This window comes from Gemmatimonadales bacterium, assembly GCA_036500345.1.
Lineage (GTDB): Bacteria > Gemmatimonadota > Gemmatimonadetes > Gemmatimonadales > GWC2-71-9 > Palsa-1233.
On the sequence record DASYCE010000004.1, the window covers coordinates 15,890 to 31,799 of the forward strand.

Consider the following 15,910-nt stretch of genomic DNA (forward strand, 5'->3'; position numbering starts at 1 on the left):
ACTAGTCGAGCAACCCTTCCGGCACCGTGACGATCAGTTGCCGCGCCGCGCGGTCGACGTGCTTCACATATTCGCCGCGAAACGGGAGCAGGAATTCGCGTTTCGGCCCCTGCACTTCGATCGTCGGCCCCTGCGGCAGCTCGTAGACCTCGCTCACCAGCCCGAGGGGTTCGCCCGCCTCGTCGCGCACCGACCATCCCACCAGCTCCTGCTGGTAGACTTCGCCTTCTTCGAGCGGCGCGAGTTGGTCGCGTGGCACCGCAAGAAAGAGCTGCCGCAATCCGTCGACCGCTTCGCGCCGATCGAGACCGCGGAACTTCACCAGGCATTCGCGGTGATAGATCCGCGCCGATTCGATCACGACCTCGTCGACGAGGTCTCCCGCCAGATCCCGCAGCTGCATCGCGCGACCGGTGACGAAGACATCGGCCGGATCGTCGGTCAGCGGGAAGATCGCGAGTTCACCCTTCAATCCGTGCGGCTTGCGCACCCGGCCGACGACAATCGGCGGCGGTGCCGCGTCGGACATCGAGGTTAGACGCCCGCCTTCTTGAGGAGCGACGCGACCGTCTCGGTCGGCGTGGCGCCCTTGGCGATCCACTCGCGCGCCTTTTCCACGTCGACAGTGAACGGATCCTTGTCGCTCTTGGGGCGATACGATCCGATCGTCTCGATGAATCGGCCGTCCCGCGGCGATTCCTTGTCGGCGATCACAATGCGATACATCGGAACGCTCTTGCGCCCTTCGCGGCGCAGCCTGATGCGAACTGCCATGACACTCCTCACGGTCCTGCGGTTCAGCGCGGGGGGAACGACCGTCCGCCGAAGGGCATTTTCATCCCCGGCTTTCCCGCGACCTTCATGAACTTCTGCATCTGCTTGAACTGCGCCAGCAACTGATTCACTTCCTGCACGGTGCGTCCCGATCCCCGGGCGACGCGCGCGCGGCGCGAGCCGTTCATCAGGTCGGGATCGCTCCGTTCGCGCCGCGTCATCGACAGGACGATCGCCTCGACGTGCTTGAGGCGTTTCTCGTCGAGATTGGCACCCTTGAGCATCGCCGGGTTCACACCCGGCAGCATGCCGAGGATGTTCTTCATCGGCCCGAGCTTCTGCATCTGGCGCATTGCGGCGAGAAAATCCTCGAGGTCGAGTCCGCGCTTCGAGGTCGCCTTGCGCGCCAGCTTCTTCGCTTCGTCTTCGTCGACGTTCTGCTGCGCCTTCTCCACCAGCGACAGGACGTCGCCCTGCTGGAGAATCCGCCCCGCCATGCGGTCGGGATGGAACGGCTCGAGCCCGTCGAGCGTCTCGCCGGTGCCGATGAACTTGATCGGCGCGTGCGTCACCCCGTAGATCGAGAGCGCCGCACCACCGCGCGCGTCGCCGTCCATCTTGGTGAGGATCACGCCGGTGACGCCCAGGGCATCGTGAAATCCGCGCGCGATCCGCACCGCATCCTGGCCGGTCATTCCGTCGGCCACCAGCAGGATCTCGTGCGGCTTCACTGCCTCCTTGAGCCGCACCAACTCCTGCATCATCTCGGCATCGATCTGCAGCCGGCCGGCGGTATCGACGATCACCGTCCGCGCCCGTGCCTTCGATGCCGCATCCATCCCGCGGCGCACGATGCCGATCACGTCGGTCGCGCCGGCTTCGCCGTACACCCCGACGTCGACCTGCCGCCCAAGGGTCTCGAGCTGTTCGACAGCGGCGGGGCGGTACACATCCGCCGCGACCAGATACGGCGCCTTCTGCTCCGCCTTGAGACGCCGTGCCAGCTTGCCGGCGGTCGTCGTCTTGCCGCTTCCCTGCAACCCGACCATCAGGATCACGGTCGGCGGCACCGAGGCGAATGCCAGAGGCGCCTGTTTCTCGCCGAGCAGCGCGACCAACTCGTCGTAGACGATCTTGACCAGCTGCTGCCCCGGCCGGACCGCCTTCAAGACCTCTTCGCCAACGGCCTTCGCTTCGACCCGTTCGAGAAACTCGCGGGTCAGCTCGAACGAGACGTCGGCCTCGAGAAGGACGCGGCGGATGTCGCGCAGCCCCTCCTTCACCGCTGCTTCCGTGAGGACGCCGCGGCCGGTGAGGCGCCGCAGGGTATCCGTCAGCTTGGAAGACAGCTCGTCGAACATAGCCTTCAAAGATAAGCGGGGCTTGCGGTTGGCGGCTACTGGCCGGTCGGCGCCTCGATCTGGGCCCTGGGGAGGGAGGTCCAGCGAGCCCAGCCGGTCGGCGCGACAACGACCCGGACCGTGGGGCGGGTGGATCCGGGGAGGGTATCGACGGCAATCCGGTATCCCGGGCGGTGGTGGGACGCGAGGGGGGTGGCGATCTGGTCGTGGAACTGCAACGCGAATCGCGGCGCGTCCCAAGTGGTCACCCAGACCAGCGCCGGACCCGCGGGAGACCGATAGACGCGAAGCCGGTCGCCCGCCCAGCCGATCGCGGGATCGGTCCGGGGACTGGTGGCGCCCACCACCACGGCACGGAGGAGGTCGATGTCGAATTCGCCAAAGGTGTCGTCGAAGATCACGCCGGCGGTGTCGTCGGTGAACCGGACCCGGACCGGCCGCTCACCGGCGGCGTACCGGTCGGAATGGAGGATCTGCTCGGTCGATTGCGGCATCGCGGTGTTGAACGGCACGGTGCCGGGATGATTCTTGTCGTACCAGCGCATGAAATCCGCGCCCGCGACGTACGGGAAGGTCAACTCCTCGCGGATCACCATTGGTGCGCGCGCGTAGACGGTCGTTCCGGTCTGCTGCTGCTCGAGCTGGTCGCGAAAGGTCGCCCAAAATCCATCGTTGTTGACGATGTCCATCCCCGGCGCCATGACCACGAGCGAGACCAATGTCGCCTGCCCTTCGAGCACGGCCTGTGCGGCGGATTGACGGTCGGCATTGGTCGAATCGCGGAGGATCGAATCGAGCGCGAGATACTGTCCCTGCAGCGCATGCACCAGTTCGTGCGCCAGCACCAGGCGCAACTGCGCCGGGTCGGTTCCCTGGATCGCGAAGAAGGTCGTCGAATCGGGGTCGTAGAATCCGGCGATCTGCTCGGTATACAGATCGAGGAAGAGCTGCCGGAGGTCAACGGAATCGGGGAGCATGCCGAGAAGGCGGTACGTCGCCGCGATCCCTTCGAGCTTCGCCGGCGGGAGTTCGCGCGCCATCTTGGCGATCAGATATGCATGAATCTGCTCGCGGGTGCGGATGGCAGACCTGGGCGTCGCCTTGAACGCGAGGCCGGTCGCCTTTGACACCACCGGGAGCAGCGAATCGACCAGCGCGCCCAATTGGCGGTCACTCACCGCCTGTGCCGAGGGAGACGCCCCGCGACAGGCCACGACCAGGACGGCAACGAGGAAGAGCGGTCGCCAGCGGTTCATCGCCACATCCCTTCGTACCAGGTGATCAGTGCGGGTCCGGCAATCCAGCACGCCGCGGCGCCGATCGCGAGGAAGATCCCGAATGGTACCAGTTTCTCGCGCCCGGCGAGCTTGAACGGGAGAAAGATCAGCGTGCCGAGGAGCGCACCCAGAAAAAGTGTGAGGAAAACGCCCTGCCATCCGAGAAATGCACCGATCATCGCCATCATCTTGATGTCGCCGCCGCCCATGGCATCCTTGCCGAACGCCTTGGCCCCGAGCCATGCCACGATCCAGAGCAATGCGAATCCGACGATCGCGCCGAGCACCGACTGCGGCCATGGGAGGGCATGGAGATTGGCGGGGTGTCCATTCCACCCGGCGGCGACGGCCAGCAGCAAGCCGATGACCGCGCCGCCGACCGAAAACTCGTCGGGAATGATGTATTCGCGCGCATCGGTCACCGCGATGCCGAGGAGCAGCGTGCCGAAGACGGCGGCACGAAGCGCTTCGAGGTCCACGCCGTACGCCCACGCCGCGACGATCCAGATCACGCCAACGGTCAGTTCGACCAGCGGATAGCGCCACGGAATGGGCAAGGCACAGTGACGGCAGCGGGCCCGGAGCACCAGCCACGACGCGACGGGAATGTTGTCGTACCAGGCGATGAGGCTGTGACATTGCGGACAGCGCGAGCGCGGTGCGACAACGGATTCGAGCGCGGGCCAGCGCACGATGCAGACATTGAGGAACGACCCGAAGAGGAGTCCGAGCGCGCCGGCGAGGATAATCAACGCGGTGTTCGGATTCACCGCGTCACCTCATACAGCGCAATGCCGGCTGCAGTCGCCACGTTGAGCGATTCGGTGCCGGGCCGCAACGGAATGGTGACCTGTCGCGTCGCGTGCGCGAGGAGCGAGGGATGCAGCCCCGCCCCTTCGTTGCCCAGGAGAAGGACGATCGGTTGATCGCTTCGGGTCGTTGCGAGCGGAACGCCCTCCATCGTCATCGCCCAGAGGATGGCGCGCCACCGCGTGATGCTGTCGATGAATGCCGTTTCCGAAAGATGCAGATGCGGCAGGGTGAAGAGTGCGCCCATCGCGCCACGCACCACCTTCGGATTGGACAGATCCGCGGTCCCCGGAAGCGCAACGAGCCCCGCGGCACCAAACGCGCGCGCCGTCCGGGCGATGGTGCCGACGTTGCCGGGATCCTGGACGCCATCGAGCACCACGAGCGGTTGCCCGTTCCGGGGCGCGAGCGCTTCGATCGGCCAGGTCGGAACGGTGTAGACGGCGACGACGCCCTGCGGATGTTCGGTGGCGGCGAGATCGGCAAGCTCGTGATCGGCGACCTCCTCGAGCTGCACGCCGCCACGCACCAGCGATGCCCGCAATCGGGCGCCGCGCTCCGTCCCGGCGAGCGCCGGCGAAACGATCGCGCCCTTGCAGGCGGCGTTCGCCGCAAGCATTTCTTCGACCAGCCGGATTCCCTCGGCGAGGGCGAGCCCCCGTCGTTCCCGCCCCTTGCGGCGGTGCAGATCACGAATCGCGGTCACCAGGGCCATGAGTCCGGAGGTAGCATGTCATATGGGAAACGGATGATTGCGCTCACCATCGCCGGCTCGGATTCGGGCGGCGGCGCCGGAATCCAGGCCGATCTCAAGACCTTCGCCGCGTTCGGCTGCTACGGGACGTCGGTCGTGACGGCGGTGACCGCGCAAAATACCCTCGGTGTGCACGCCGTTCATCCCATCCCGGCCGAGATCGTCGCGGCACAGCTGACCGCCCTGGCCACCGACCTTCCCCCGGAAGCATGCAAGTCCGGGATGCTGGCAACGCGGGAAGTCGTCGAGGAGGTCGCGTCGGCGATCAGTACCCGGTCGTGGAGGAACTACGTGCTCGACCCGGTGATCGTCTCGACGTCGGGGCGGGTCCTTCTCGCCGCCGACGGCGTGGACGCGATGTGCCAGCGGCTGATTCCGCTTGCCGCGTGCGTCACGCCGAATCTCGATGAAGCGGAGACGCTCACCGGCCTCGCCGTGCGCGACCCCGACTCGATGGCCGAGGCCGGCGTCGCGATTCTCGATCTCGGCGCGCGCGCGGTGCTGGTCAAGGGCGGGCACCTCGACAGCGACATCGTGGTGGATGTACTGGTCACTGCACACGGCACGAGGCGATTCACACGCAGCCGGGTCTCGAGCACCGCCACGCACGGCACCGGTTGCACACTCTCCGCCGCGATGACGGCGCAGCTCGCCCTCGGTGTTCGCCTGGAGGAGGCGGTCCCTGCGGCGATCGATTTCGTGCAGAAGGCGATGCGTGCGGCTCCCGGGATCGGCAGCGGCCACGGACCGATGTGGCACGACCCGGTCAGCTGAGGCCGGCCCCGGATCAGAGCGCCGCGACGACGCCTTCGACCAGCGTCGCCAGCTTCACCGCCACCTGATTGGCGACATCCATCACTTCGGCGTGATGTAGTGGCGCCATGCCGATCCCGGCCGCGGGATTGGTGATTGTCGAGATGCCGAGCACCCGCATGCCGCGTGCGCGCGCCACGATGACTTCGGGGGCGGTGCTCATGCCGACTGCATCCGCCCCGAGTCGTTCGAGCATGCGGATTTCGGCCGGCGTTTCGTAGGTAGGGCCGAGGAGTGCCGCGTAGACACCTTCGCCGAGCGCGATGCCATGCTGTACCGCGACCTGATGCGCCAGTTTGCGCAAGTCTGCGTCGTACGCCACGGTCATGTCGGGAAAGCGAGTCTCGCCGGGGAGGACTTCTCCCTCGAGCGGATTGCGGCCGGTGAGATTGATGTGATCGCAGATCGCCATGAGCGTCCCCGGCGCGAAGGCGCGACGAATGCCGCCGGCGGCGTTGGTGACGATCAGCGTCTTCGCGCCGAGTGCAGCCATGACGCGAACCGGCAGCGCCGAGACGTGCGCGGCGTGCCCTTCGTACATGTGAAAGCGACCGCTTTGCAACACCACGTTGACGCCGGCGAGCGTGCCGGCGATCAACTCGCCCTTGTGCCCCTGGACCGTCGGGACATGAAATCCCGGAATCTCCCCATACGGGATTCGTCGCGGCGCCTCAACGCGATCGCCGAGACCACCGAGGCCGCTGCCGAGCACGATGGCGACCTCCGGCGTGACGCCGTCGAGCCGCGGGCGGACGGCGTCGACGGCGCGCGCGATGGCATCGGTGCCGGCGCCGGCGCTCACATCAGGATCCCGGCGATCGCCGCCGAGAGGAAGTTGGCGAGCGTTCCGGCAAGCATGGCGCGGAAGCCGAGTCGCGCCAGATCACTCTTGCGATCGGGGACGAGTGCGCCGATACCGCCGATCTGGATGCCGATTGAGGAGAAATTCGCAAAGCCTGCGAGTGCGAATGACGCGATCGTGAACGACCGTGGATCGAGGGTTCCCTTCATCGGACCGAGTTGCGAGAAAGCGATGAATTCATTGAGGACCGCGCGGGTCCCGAGGAGACCGCCGACTGCGCCGCTGTCCTTCCACGGGACACCAAGCACCCAGGCGACCGGGCGGCCGACCCACGACAGGACGGTCTGCATGTCGCCGGGGAACCACGCCGCGAGATTGGTGTGCACCCATCCCATCCCGCCATTGATCAGTGCAATGATCGCGATGAATGACACCAGCATCGCGATGACGTTGAGCATCAGATGCAGCCCTTCGCCGGTGCCGCGTGCTGCCGCGTCGAGGAGGTTGACGTCGGTCTTGGGAATGTCGATGCGCGTCGTTCCCGATGTTTCAGGCACGGCTGTTTCGGGCTCGAAGAGCTTGGCCATCATGATCGTTCCCGGCGCGGTCATGATCACCGCGCTGAGGAGGTGGCGCGCCTCGACGCCGAAGGCGATGTACGCCGCCATGATCGACCCGGAGACGTGCGCCATCCCGGCGGTCATCACCGTCATCAACTCCGATTGCGTCATCCCCGGGAGGAACGGCCGGATGGTGAGCGGGGCTTCGGTCTGGCCCATGAAGATCGATGCGCCGACGTTGAGCGATTCGGCGCCGCTGGTGCCGAGAAAGCGCGTCATCACCGACGCCGCGGCGCGGACCACCACCTGCATGATGCCGAGATAGTAGAGGATCGCGAAGAGCGCGGAGATGAAGATGATCGACGGGAGAATCTGGAAGGCGAAGATCACGCCGGCCTTGGAGTCGGCCTTGCCGAGATCGCCGAAGACGAACTCGGATCCGGCGTAGGAGAAGTGCAGGATCGCGGTGATCGCATCGCCGAGATGCTTGAAGAGATCGGTGCCAAACGGCACGCGGAGGACGAAGATCGCGAAGAGGAGCTGCAATCCGAGTCCCCATCCGACGGTCTTCCACCGGATCGCCTTGCGGTTGCGCGACATCAGGAACGCGAGTCCGAGAATCAGCGCGATCCCGAGGAAGCCGACCGACCGCGCAGCGAGCGACACCGGTACTGCGACCGGGGCCGGCGCCGGACCATTCGCCAGTTGCGTCGCCTGTGCGGACAGTGTTGCGAGGCCGCGCCCCGCGGCGCCGGGGAGGAGCCAGCCGGCGGCGATAGCGACGCCGATGCCGGCGAGCGCGATGGCAAACGAGGCGCGAGGGGGAAGCTTCATCGGGACTCCGCCGCGGCCGCGCCGCGGATCAGGAAAGGCTCGCCATCGTGGCCCGCGCCCGCGCGGCAATGGCGCGCCGCTCCGGCAAGGGGAGAAATGCGTGCTCGAAGGCCGTCAGCGCCATCGTTTCGAGTTCGTGCCGTGCAAAGGAGAGTGCGTCGTGGGCGGTGACGTATTCGTCGGTCAATGACACGCCGCTCATCAACCAGGAATCGGTGCAGAGCGTCACCGCGACGCCGTCGTCATAATAACGTCGAACCGGATGGACCGCTGCCCGGTCCACGACACGCGTCTGCACGTTGCTGGTGATGTTGACTTCGACGCAAATCTCGCGATCGCGCACGTAGGCGAGCAGCGCCGGATTCTCGAACAGTCTCGTCCCGTGTCCGATCCGGACGGCGCGACAGGCATGGATCGCCTCGAAGATCGACGGCCACCCCGCGGCCTCACCGGCGTGGACGGTGATGCCGAGCCCGCCGCGCGCGGCAAGGTCGAACGCCTCGCGATGTTTCTCCGGAGGATTCCCCGCTTCCGGGCCGGCGATGTCGAAGCCGACCACACCCGTCCCACGCATCGCCACCGAGTGTTCCGCGATCGCGATCGACACGTCGGGATCGAACTGGCGGAGGGTGCAGTTGATGATCCGCGCCGGCAGGTTGAACTCTGCCGTTCCGCGCGACAGCCCTCGCCACTCCGCGGCGATGACCTGATCCATCGTCAATCCTTGGCGGGTGCTGAGCCGCGGACAATACCGCACTTCGAGATATTGCAGCCCGTCGGCCGCGGCGTCGGCGACCATTTCATACGCCACGCGCTCGATCGCATCGGGAGTCTGCAACAGTGCGATGGTGTATTCGAAGCGCGCGAGGTAGTCCTCGAGACCGCGGGCATCGCTGACCAGCATCCATTGGCCAAGCGCCGCGACATCGGTCGTCGGGAGGGGAACGCCCGCGGTGCGCGCGAGTTCGATCATCGTCGCCGGACGGAGCGAGCCGTCGAGGTGGACGTGGAGTTCCGCCTTCGGCATTCGCTTGAGAAGGTCACGCATCGGCATCGCCACCCGGCCGACGGGCGCTCCGGTTGACCCGGAAGATTGCGCCGGGGACGAGCGGGGCGTCACGGTCCACCGGGACGCCGCGGCCGTCCGTGGCGGACGCGAGGCCCTGGTCGAGTGCCGTCAGGAGGTCGGGGTCGGTGGTCGCAAGGAGCTGGGCCAACGTCCTCCCGGCCGCGACCTGATGGGCGCGGTCGTTGAGAAACACAGGGATGAAATCGGGCATCAGGACGTAAATATCCGGTCACAAGTATCGTTCGAGCAACGGCCAGCGGCTTGCGAGTGTCACGCCGCATGGTGTTCGTTTGGCCGCCCTCCTTTTCGGAGCCGGATTGAGTCACCGCATTCTGGTGGTGGACGACGAAGCCGACATCACTGCCCTGGTCGCCTATCACCTGGCCAAGGCGGGCTATCGCGTGTCGACGGCGGCGAACGGACAGGAGGCGTTGCGAGCCGCGCGCGAAGAACGACCCGACATCGTGGTGCTCGACCTCATGCTCCCGGGAATCCCGGGGTACGAGGTGCTCGCGGAGCTGCGGCGACGGAATGAAACGAGCGACGTCGGGGTGATCCTCCTCACCGCGCGCCGCGACGAGCCCGACCGGATCCAGGGGCTCACCCTCGGCGCCGACGACTACCTCACCAAGCCGTTCTCCCCGGCCGAGCTGGTGCTCCGCGTGCAGGCGCTGCTGCGCCGACTCACCGCACCTGCGGTCGCCGGCGGGTCAACCCTCGTCGCCGGGCCGCTGCTGATCGATCGCGCGGCCCACCGCGTCATCGTGGACGGCCGGGAACTCGGCCTCACCGCCACCGAGTACAAACTGCTGGTGACGCTGGTCGAGCGGCGAGGCCGGGTGCAGGCGCGCTCGCAGCTGCTCGAAACGGTCCTCGATGCGCAACCGGATATCCAGACGCGGACGATCGACATGCATGTGCAGCGTCTTCGCACCAAGCTTGGCGATCACGGCGACCTGGTCGAGACCGTCCGCGGTTTCGGCTACCGCTTCGCCGCCGGCGATCGGAGCGGCAAGACGAAGTGAGGCTCGCCACCCGCCTCGTGCTCGGCACGTTCACCATCGTCATCCTCACGATCGTGGGGCTGGCGTGGCGATCCGACCAGACCATTCCTGCGGTCGTGATCATCGCGCTGGCCATTGCGCTGGTTGTCGCGTGGTTTGCCGGAAGGGCGATCGCCCAACCGCTCGTGGTGCTGTCGGACGCGGCGCGCGACATCGCGGCAGGGGGGACGCCACGATTCCCGCGCTCGGGGATTCCCGAAGTCGACACGCTGGTCGAGGCGTTGCGACGGATGCATCGCGAGCTCGGCGACCGGATGGTCGAACTGCAACAGGAGCGAGTCGGCGGCGGCGCGGTGGTCGATGCAATGGTCGAAGGGGTCATCGCGTCCGACGCGCGCGGGATCATTGTCGCCGCCAATCCTGCCGCGCGGCGACTCCTCGGCTACGGCCCGGACGCCCGGCTCCCGGAATTGCCGTCCCTCTTTCGCGACAAGGTTGCCCGCGATGCAGTCTGGCAGGTCCTCGCCGGTCGGGAGGTTCACGACTGCGAATTCGACCGTGACGGGACGGTCATCGCGATCAACGCCCGCCCGGTGCCGGGACGCGGCGCGGTCCTGGTCCTCCACGATCTGACCGAATTGCGACGCCTGGAGGCGGTGCGGCGCGACTTCGTGGCAAACGTCTCCCATGAACTGAAGACGCCGCTGACATCGATCGCGGGATATGCCGACACGCTGACGGATGCGGAGATCGATCCGGCGCTGCGGCAGAAATTCGTGGCGACGATCCTGAGCAATGCACACCGGATGCAGCGGCTCGTCGACGACCTGCTCGACCTGTCGCTGATCGAATCGGGGCGCTGGAGTCCCGCGGCGCAACGGATCGACGTCGGACTCGCGATTCATGACGCGTGGGCGCCGATGCGTGAGAAGGCGGCCGCACGCGGAGCCGAACTGGCGGTGTCGATTGCACCGGACGCGGACCGGATCTGGGCTGACCCGGAGGCGTTGCGGCAGGTACTGGTGAATCTGGCCGACAATGCCCTCCGATATGTCCCCAGCGGCCGGGGGCGGGTCGAATGTTCGGTCGAGCGGGTCGGCGGCGGGGTGACCGTGAGCGTGGCCGACAACGGCTCCGGCATCGCGAGGGACCACCTCCCGCGGGTGTTTGAGCGGTTCTACCGGGTCGACCCGGCGCGATCTCGTGACGAAGGTGGTACAGGACTGGGACTGGCGATCGTCCGCCATCTGGTAGAAGCTCATGGCGGGTCCGTTGAAGCCGAAAGTGAGTTGCAAGTTGGAACAACAGTGCGATGCTGGTTTCCTGATAGTCCGAGTGGCGATTCCTGAGCCCACGGCCATGGGGCCGAGTCGATGAGCACCACCCTTTCCGAACCGGCGGTCAGACGCGCGTCCGTGCCGGCTGATCTCCGCGATCCGGGGCTCTATCTCAATCGCGAGCTCGCCTGGCTGGAGTTCAATCGCCGGGTGCTGCATGAGGCGCTCGACGCAAGGACGCCGCTGCTCGAGCGAGTGAAGTTCCTCGCGATCTTCTCCAGCAATCTCGACGAGTTCTTCCAGGTCCGCGTTGCCGGCGTTCGTGAACAGGTTGCCGCGCGGCGACTCGAGCGCGTCACCGAACCGCCGCCGCCGAGCCTGCAGCTCAATGCGATCCGCGACGTGGTGCGGAGCCTCGTGACGCAGCACTCCCGCTGCCTGGTCGACGATGTCCTTCCCGCACTCGCGGCGCAGGGAATCCAGATCCATCGCCGGCTCGATGCACTCCCGGTCGCGGAACAGCAACATCTCGCCGCGTATTTCCGGTCGCATGTGTTTCCGGTGATCACGCCGCTCGCGGTCGATCCGGCGCATCCGTTCCCGCACATCTCGAACCTCTCGATCTCGCTGGCGGTGTCGCTGGTCGACCATCTCGGCCAACCGCGCTTTGCCCGGGTCAAGGTTCCGAAGCTGCTGCCGCGGTGGGTTCCGCTCACGATTCCGAATCAGTTCCTCGCGCTCGAGGACCTGATCGGCGCGCATCTCGGCACGCTCTTCCCCGGCGTGGCGATCTCCGGGTGGCACCTTTTCAGGATCACGCGCAACACCGACCTGAATCTCGAACTCGGCGGGCCGAGCGACGAGGCGGACGATCTCCTGGAACTGATCCAGGAGGAGGTCAGCAATCGCAAGTTCGGCGAAGTGGTGCGGCTCGAAGTCCATGCATCGATGCCGCGTGAACTGCGGCAGCGGCTGATCGAGGAATTCAACGACGCCGACGCGGGCGAGGGATTGCCGCTCACAGAGGACGACGTCTTCGAAGTGTCCGGGCCTCTCGACGTCAACGACATGATGTCGATCGCAACGCTCGACGTTCCGGCGCTGCGCGATCCGCCGTTCACGCCATCGACCCCGCGGCGGCTCGCCGAAAACCGCGACCTCTTCGCCGTGATCCGCGAAGGGGACCTGCTGCTGCACCATCCGTACGATTCGTTCCAGACGTCAGTGGAGCGGATGATCGAACTGGCGAGCGAAGATCCCGACGTGCTCGCCATCAAGATCACGCTCTACCGCACCGGCGGCGAGATTGCGCGGTTGCTGGCGCAGGCGGCGGTGCGCGGCAAGCAGGTCGCGGTGCTGATCGAATTGCAGGCGCGGTTCGACGAGGAGAACAATATCAGCTGGGCGCGCCGGTTCGAGGATATCGGCGTGCATGTCAGCTACGGAGTGGCCGGGCTCAAGACCCATGCGAAGGTGCTGTTGATCGTGCGGCGCGAGGGGTCGACGATCCGACGGTACGTACACATCGGCACCGGGAACTACAATCCGCGCACCGCGCGCTTCTACACCGATTTCGGCCTGATGAGCGCCGACCCCGAACTGGGCGCTGATCTGAGCGACCTGTTCAACGTCCTCACCGGCTTTGGCGAACCGATCGGCTATCGCAAGCTGCTGGTGGCACCGCGGTGGATGAAGACGCGCTTCCTCGAATTGATTCATCAGGAGCGGGATGCGGCGCGTGCCGGCGGCGATGGGCGGATCCTCGCCAAGATGAACGCGCTGGTCGACCCCGACATCATCGAGGCGCTCTACCAGGCGTCGATCGCTGGCGTCGAAATCGACCTGATCGTGCGGGGGATCTGCTGTCTTCGCCCGGGGATTCCCGGCGTGAGCGACCGAATCCGGGTGATCTCGATTCTCGGGCGCTTCCTCGAGCATTCGAGGGCATTCGTGTTCGGCAACGGCGGCACGGACAAGGTGTGGATCTCGTCGGCCGACTGGATGCCGCGCAACCTCGATCGCCGCATCGAGGCGGCGGTGCCGATCGAGAATCCCAAGCATCGCGCCGAGATCCGACGGATGCTCGAGACGATGCTGGAGGACAACCGGCAGGCCTGGGACATGCAGCCTGACGGGAGCTACGTGCAGCGCGTCCCGGCGCTGGGCGAATCCGAACACGCCACCCACCGACTCTTCATCGAGCGAGAGCGCTAGGCATTGGTCAGCGTTCCGCGGTGATTCGTCGCACGGCCGCTCCACGCGGCCGTTACGTTGTTACCGTCCTGTGACAGATCCGACACTCTCGCGTGATCCCCCGCGCGCCTATTAGTGCGCGTCCAGGCGAAGGCGCGGCTTTCCTGCCGCTGCGCCCGTTCGCCGAGCGAGGGCCACTCTCAGGCAGGCGGAGGTGTCATGCGTCTTTCCAATGTGTGCCGGGTGATGTGCGCGGCGGTCGTCGGTCTCGGCCTCAACGCGACAGCGGCCCGGGCTCAGGTGTCGGTTGGCGGCGTCGTGTATTCGCAGTTCATGTACGGGTTGAAGGACGACTCGTCGCTGATCGCGACGCGCGGCGCGCCGGCGCACGACAACAATTTCGACGTGACCCGCGCCTACGTGAACGTGACGGGCAAGTTCTCCGATGGCGTGCAGACGCGGATCACGACCGACGTTGATGGCCGCAAGGCGGCGTCAAATCAGCTGAGCATCCGCCTCAAGTACGCGTACGTCGGCTGGACGCCCCAGGGAAGCGCGCTGACGTTCAAGACCGGCCTGATGCAGACGCCGTGGATCGACTACGACGAAGCGGTGTGGGGCTACCGAATGCAGGGGACGACGCTCTTCGACCGGACCTCGTTCATGCCGTCATCGGATTTCGGTCTCGGCGCCGACGGTAACTGGAACAAGGACCAGGTGAACATGCAGGTCGGTGTCTACGACGGCGAAGGGTACAGCAACGCGCCGGGCGACCCGGGCAAGGATGCGTCGGGGCGCGTTTCGGTGCGGCTGGCAAACACCGATCAGGGGGGACGGGTTGGTGGCGTGCGCCTCACCGGGTTTGCCCAGGTGGGATCGGCGACGGGCGGCTCCTCACGCAGCCGGTTCATCGGACAGTTGTCGTACAAGTCGAAGTCGGTGACGCTCGCAGGCGAGTTCGGCGTGCGGCAGGATTCGACCGGCGTGCACACCCCCAAGCAGAAGGGCACTGCGTTCGGCGTGTTCGGTGTGCTCAACATTCCGAAGTCGAAAGCCGCGATCATCGCGCGTTTCGAATCGTTCGACCCCAACACCGACTCGACCTCCAATTCGACGACTGTCGGCAACACCGCGATCGACAAGCAGACTCGCATCATCGCCGGCGTGTCGTATGCGATCTCGCCGAACCTGATGGTGCTCCTCGATGTCGACAACACGACGTTGCAGTACGGCAGCACGAACGCCTTCGACGTCGCGAACAAGAACCTGTTCTTCCACACCCAGTTCACCTTCTGATCACCGATGCCCGCACTTACCTGGAGACTTCAGATGGCAAGAATGCGATGCACGACGTTGGTGGGATCGGTGCTGGCCGCGACTGTGCTGGCGCTGCCGGCGGTGGTCTCCGCCCAGTCACTCAATGGCGCCGGCGGGACGTTCATCACGCCGTTGGCGCAGAAATGGTTTGACGCCTACAACAAGAAGACCGGCGTCCAGATCAACTATCAGTCGATCGGCTCGGGCGGCGGGATTCAGCAGTACACGCAGGGCACGGTCGATTTCGGTGAGTCGGACGGACCGCTCACCGACACGCAGCTTGCCGCAGTGAATGGCAAGGTGATCCACATTCCCGCGACCCTCGGCGCGGTCGTGATGACGTGGAATGTCCCGGCGCTCGGATCGACGAAGCTCAAGTTCGACGGGCCGACGATCGCCAACATCTATCTCGGCAAGATCACCAAGTGGAACGACCCGGCGATCGCCAAGCTCAATCCCGGGGTGAAGCTGCCGAGCGGCGACATCATCGTGGTGCATCGGTCGGAAGGATCGGGGACGACGTACATCTTCACCGATTACCTGGCCAAGGTGTCGCCGGACTGGAAGACGAAGGTTGGCAACGCAGCGTCCGTCAACTGGCCGGTCGGCCTCGGCGGCAAGGGGAGCGAAGGGGTGACGCAGCAGATCAAGCAGGTCGAAGGATCGATCGGCTACGTCGAACTGATCTACGCACTCTCGAACCATCTCGCCTACGCCGATGTCAAGAACGCAGCTGGAAACTTCGTGACACCGTCACTGACGACGGTCACCAATGCGGCCGGAAGTGCCAAGTTCCCGGCAAACACCGATTTCCGGGTGTCGATCACCAATGCGCCGGGTGCGCAGGCGTATCCGATCTCATCGTTTACCTGGTTCCTGGTGCGCCCCGACATGACCGACGCCGGCAAGGCGAAGGCGATGAAGAACTTCCTGGAGTGGATGGTGACTCCGGAAGCCCAGGACATGGCGCCAGCGCTGCAATACGCGCCGCTGCCGAAGGAAGTCATTGCGCTGGAGAAGGTGCGCTTCAAGACACTGACGGCGAACGGCAAGCCGATCATGTAA

Annotated in this window: 16 protein-coding genes; 6 read left to right on the forward strand and 10 right to left on the reverse strand. The window is 65.9% G+C overall.

Going from position 1 to position 15,910, the window contains the following annotated elements; all coding sequences use genetic code 11:
• Nucleotide 1 precedes the first annotated feature (1 nt).
• From rimM to VGM20_01810, 6 genes are read right to left on the reverse strand one after another with little or no spacing between them, the layout of a single operon-like run.
• Nucleotides 2-529 (reverse strand): ribosome maturation factor RimM, encoded by a 528-nt coding sequence (gene rimM / locus VGM20_01785; protein ID HEY4099585.1) that lies wholly within the window; start codon nucleotides 527-529, stop codon nucleotides 2-4.
• 5 nt (nucleotides 530-534) lie between these two features.
• Nucleotides 535-774, reverse strand: coding sequence for a 30S ribosomal protein S16 (rpsP, locus tag VGM20_01790; GenBank protein ID HEY4099586.1), 240 nt, complete (start codon nucleotides 772-774; stop codon nucleotides 535-537).
• Between the two features lie 23 nt (nucleotides 775-797).
• Complete coding sequence (gene ffh / locus VGM20_01795; protein HEY4099587.1) at nucleotides 798-2,135, reverse strand: signal recognition particle protein; 1,338 nt, start codon at nucleotides 2,133-2,135, stop codon at nucleotides 798-800.
• 35 nt (nucleotides 2,136-2,170) lie between these two features.
• Nucleotides 2,171-3,391: a hypothetical protein gene (locus VGM20_01800; GenBank protein HEY4099588.1), complete on the reverse strand. Its 1,221-nt coding sequence runs from the start codon at nucleotides 3,389-3,391 to the stop codon at nucleotides 2,171-2,173.
• Complete coding sequence (locus tag VGM20_01805) at nucleotides 3,388-4,182, reverse strand: prepilin peptidase (protein HEY4099589.1); 795 nt, start codon at nucleotides 4,180-4,182, stop codon at nucleotides 3,388-3,390. The genes VGM20_01800 and VGM20_01805 overlap by 4 nt, the downstream gene beginning before the upstream one ends.
• Nucleotides 4,179-4,937 (reverse strand): RNA methyltransferase, encoded by a 759-nt coding sequence (locus VGM20_01810; protein ID HEY4099590.1) that lies wholly within the window; start codon nucleotides 4,935-4,937, stop codon nucleotides 4,179-4,181. Before VGM20_01810 ends, VGM20_01805 begins: the two co-directional genes overlap by 4 nt.
• A gap of 15 nt (nucleotides 4,938-4,952) precedes the next feature.
• Between VGM20_01810 and thiD the strand changes: the two genes are divergently transcribed.
• Complete coding sequence (gene thiD / locus VGM20_01815) at nucleotides 4,953-5,750, forward strand: bifunctional hydroxymethylpyrimidine kinase/phosphomethylpyrimidine kinase (protein ID HEY4099591.1); 798 nt, start codon at nucleotides 4,953-4,955, stop codon at nucleotides 5,748-5,750.
• 13 nt (nucleotides 5,751-5,763) lie between these two features.
• On the opposite strand, the gene VGM20_01820 is transcribed toward thiD, so the two are convergent.
• From VGM20_01820 to VGM20_01835, 4 genes are read right to left on the reverse strand one after another with little or no spacing between them, the layout of a single operon-like run.
• Nucleotides 5,764-6,591, reverse strand: coding sequence for a purine-nucleoside phosphorylase (locus VGM20_01820; protein ID HEY4099592.1), 828 nt, complete (start codon nucleotides 6,589-6,591; stop codon nucleotides 5,764-5,766).
• Entirely contained in the window at nucleotides 6,588-7,985 is a 1,398-nt protein-coding gene (locus VGM20_01825) for a nucleoside transporter C-terminal domain-containing protein (protein HEY4099593.1), read from the reverse strand. Before VGM20_01825 ends, VGM20_01820 begins: the two co-directional genes overlap by 4 nt.
• Before the next feature lie 28 nt (nucleotides 7,986-8,013).
• Nucleotides 8,014-9,033: an adenosine deaminase gene (add, locus tag VGM20_01830; GenBank protein HEY4099594.1), complete on the reverse strand. Its 1,020-nt coding sequence runs from the start codon at nucleotides 9,031-9,033 to the stop codon at nucleotides 8,014-8,016.
• Nucleotides 9,026-9,265 (reverse strand): hypothetical protein, encoded by a 240-nt coding sequence (locus VGM20_01835; protein ID HEY4099595.1) that lies wholly within the window; start codon nucleotides 9,263-9,265, stop codon nucleotides 9,026-9,028. The genes add and VGM20_01835 overlap by 8 nt, the downstream gene beginning before the upstream one ends.
• A gap of 106 nt (nucleotides 9,266-9,371) precedes the next feature.
• On the opposite strand from VGM20_01835, the gene VGM20_01840 reads away from it, so the two are divergent.
• The 5 genes from VGM20_01840 (at nucleotide 9,372) to pstS (ending at nucleotide 15,910) form a co-directional block, all read left to right on the forward strand.
• Entirely contained in the window at nucleotides 9,372-10,079 is a 708-nt protein-coding gene (locus tag VGM20_01840) for a response regulator transcription factor (protein HEY4099596.1), read from the forward strand.
• Entirely contained in the window at nucleotides 10,076-11,407 is a 1,332-nt protein-coding gene (locus VGM20_01845) for an ATP-binding protein (GenBank protein ID HEY4099597.1), read from the forward strand. Before VGM20_01840 ends, VGM20_01845 begins: the two co-directional genes overlap by 4 nt.
• Before the next feature lie 24 nt (nucleotides 11,408-11,431).
• On the forward strand, nucleotides 11,432-13,549 hold the full coding sequence (ppk1, locus tag VGM20_01850; GenBank protein ID HEY4099598.1) for a polyphosphate kinase 1: 2,118 nt from the start codon (nucleotides 11,432-11,434) through the stop codon (nucleotides 13,547-13,549).
• 198 nt (nucleotides 13,550-13,747) lie between these two features.
• Nucleotides 13,748-14,824, forward strand: coding sequence for a hypothetical protein (locus tag VGM20_01855; GenBank protein HEY4099599.1), 1,077 nt, complete (start codon nucleotides 13,748-13,750; stop codon nucleotides 14,822-14,824).
• Between the two features lie 33 nt (nucleotides 14,825-14,857).
• Nucleotides 14,858-15,910 (forward strand): phosphate ABC transporter substrate-binding protein PstS, encoded by a 1,053-nt coding sequence (gene pstS, locus VGM20_01860; GenBank protein ID HEY4099600.1) that lies wholly within the window; start codon nucleotides 14,858-14,860, stop codon nucleotides 15,908-15,910.

Excerpts from the sequence above, each read along its gene's own strand:
- VGM20_01855 (HEY4099599.1), top strand. The coding sequence starts at position 13,748 with ATGCGTCTTTCCAATGTGTGCCGGGTGATGTGCGCGGCGGTCGTCGGT.
- ffh (HEY4099587.1), bottom strand. The coding sequence starts at position 2,135 with ATGTTCGACGAGCTGTCTTCCAAGCTGACGGATACCCTGCGGCGCCTC.
- VGM20_01825 (HEY4099593.1), bottom strand. The coding sequence starts at position 7,985 with ATGAAGCTTCCCCCTCGCGCCTCGTTTGCCATCGCGCTCGCCGGCATC.
- VGM20_01810 (HEY4099590.1), bottom strand. The coding sequence starts at position 4,937 with ATGGCCCTGGTGACCGCGATTCGTGATCTGCACCGCCGCAAGGGGCGG.
- pstS (HEY4099600.1), top strand. The coding sequence starts at position 14,858 with ATGGCAAGAATGCGATGCACGACGTTGGTGGGATCGGTGCTGGCCGCG.
- ppk1 (HEY4099598.1), top strand. The coding sequence starts at position 11,432 with ATGAGCACCACCCTTTCCGAACCGGCGGTCAGACGCGCGTCCGTGCCG.
- add (HEY4099594.1), bottom strand. The coding sequence starts at position 9,033 with ATGCGTGACCTTCTCAAGCGAATGCCGAAGGCGGAACTCCACGTCCAC.
- thiD (HEY4099591.1), top strand. The coding sequence starts at position 4,953 with ATGTCATATGGGAAACGGATGATTGCGCTCACCATCGCCGGCTCGGAT.
- rpsP (HEY4099586.1), bottom strand. The coding sequence starts at position 774 with ATGGCAGTTCGCATCAGGCTGCGCCGCGAAGGGCGCAAGAGCGTTCCG.
- rimM (HEY4099585.1), bottom strand. The coding sequence starts at position 529 with ATGTCCGACGCGGCACCGCCGCCGATTGTCGTCGGCCGGGTGCGCAAG.
- VGM20_01835 (HEY4099595.1), bottom strand. The coding sequence starts at position 9,265 with ATGCCCGATTTCATCCCTGTGTTTCTCAACGACCGCGCCCATCAGGTC.
- VGM20_01800 (HEY4099588.1), bottom strand. The coding sequence starts at position 3,391 with ATGAACCGCTGGCGACCGCTCTTCCTCGTTGCCGTCCTGGTCGTGGCC.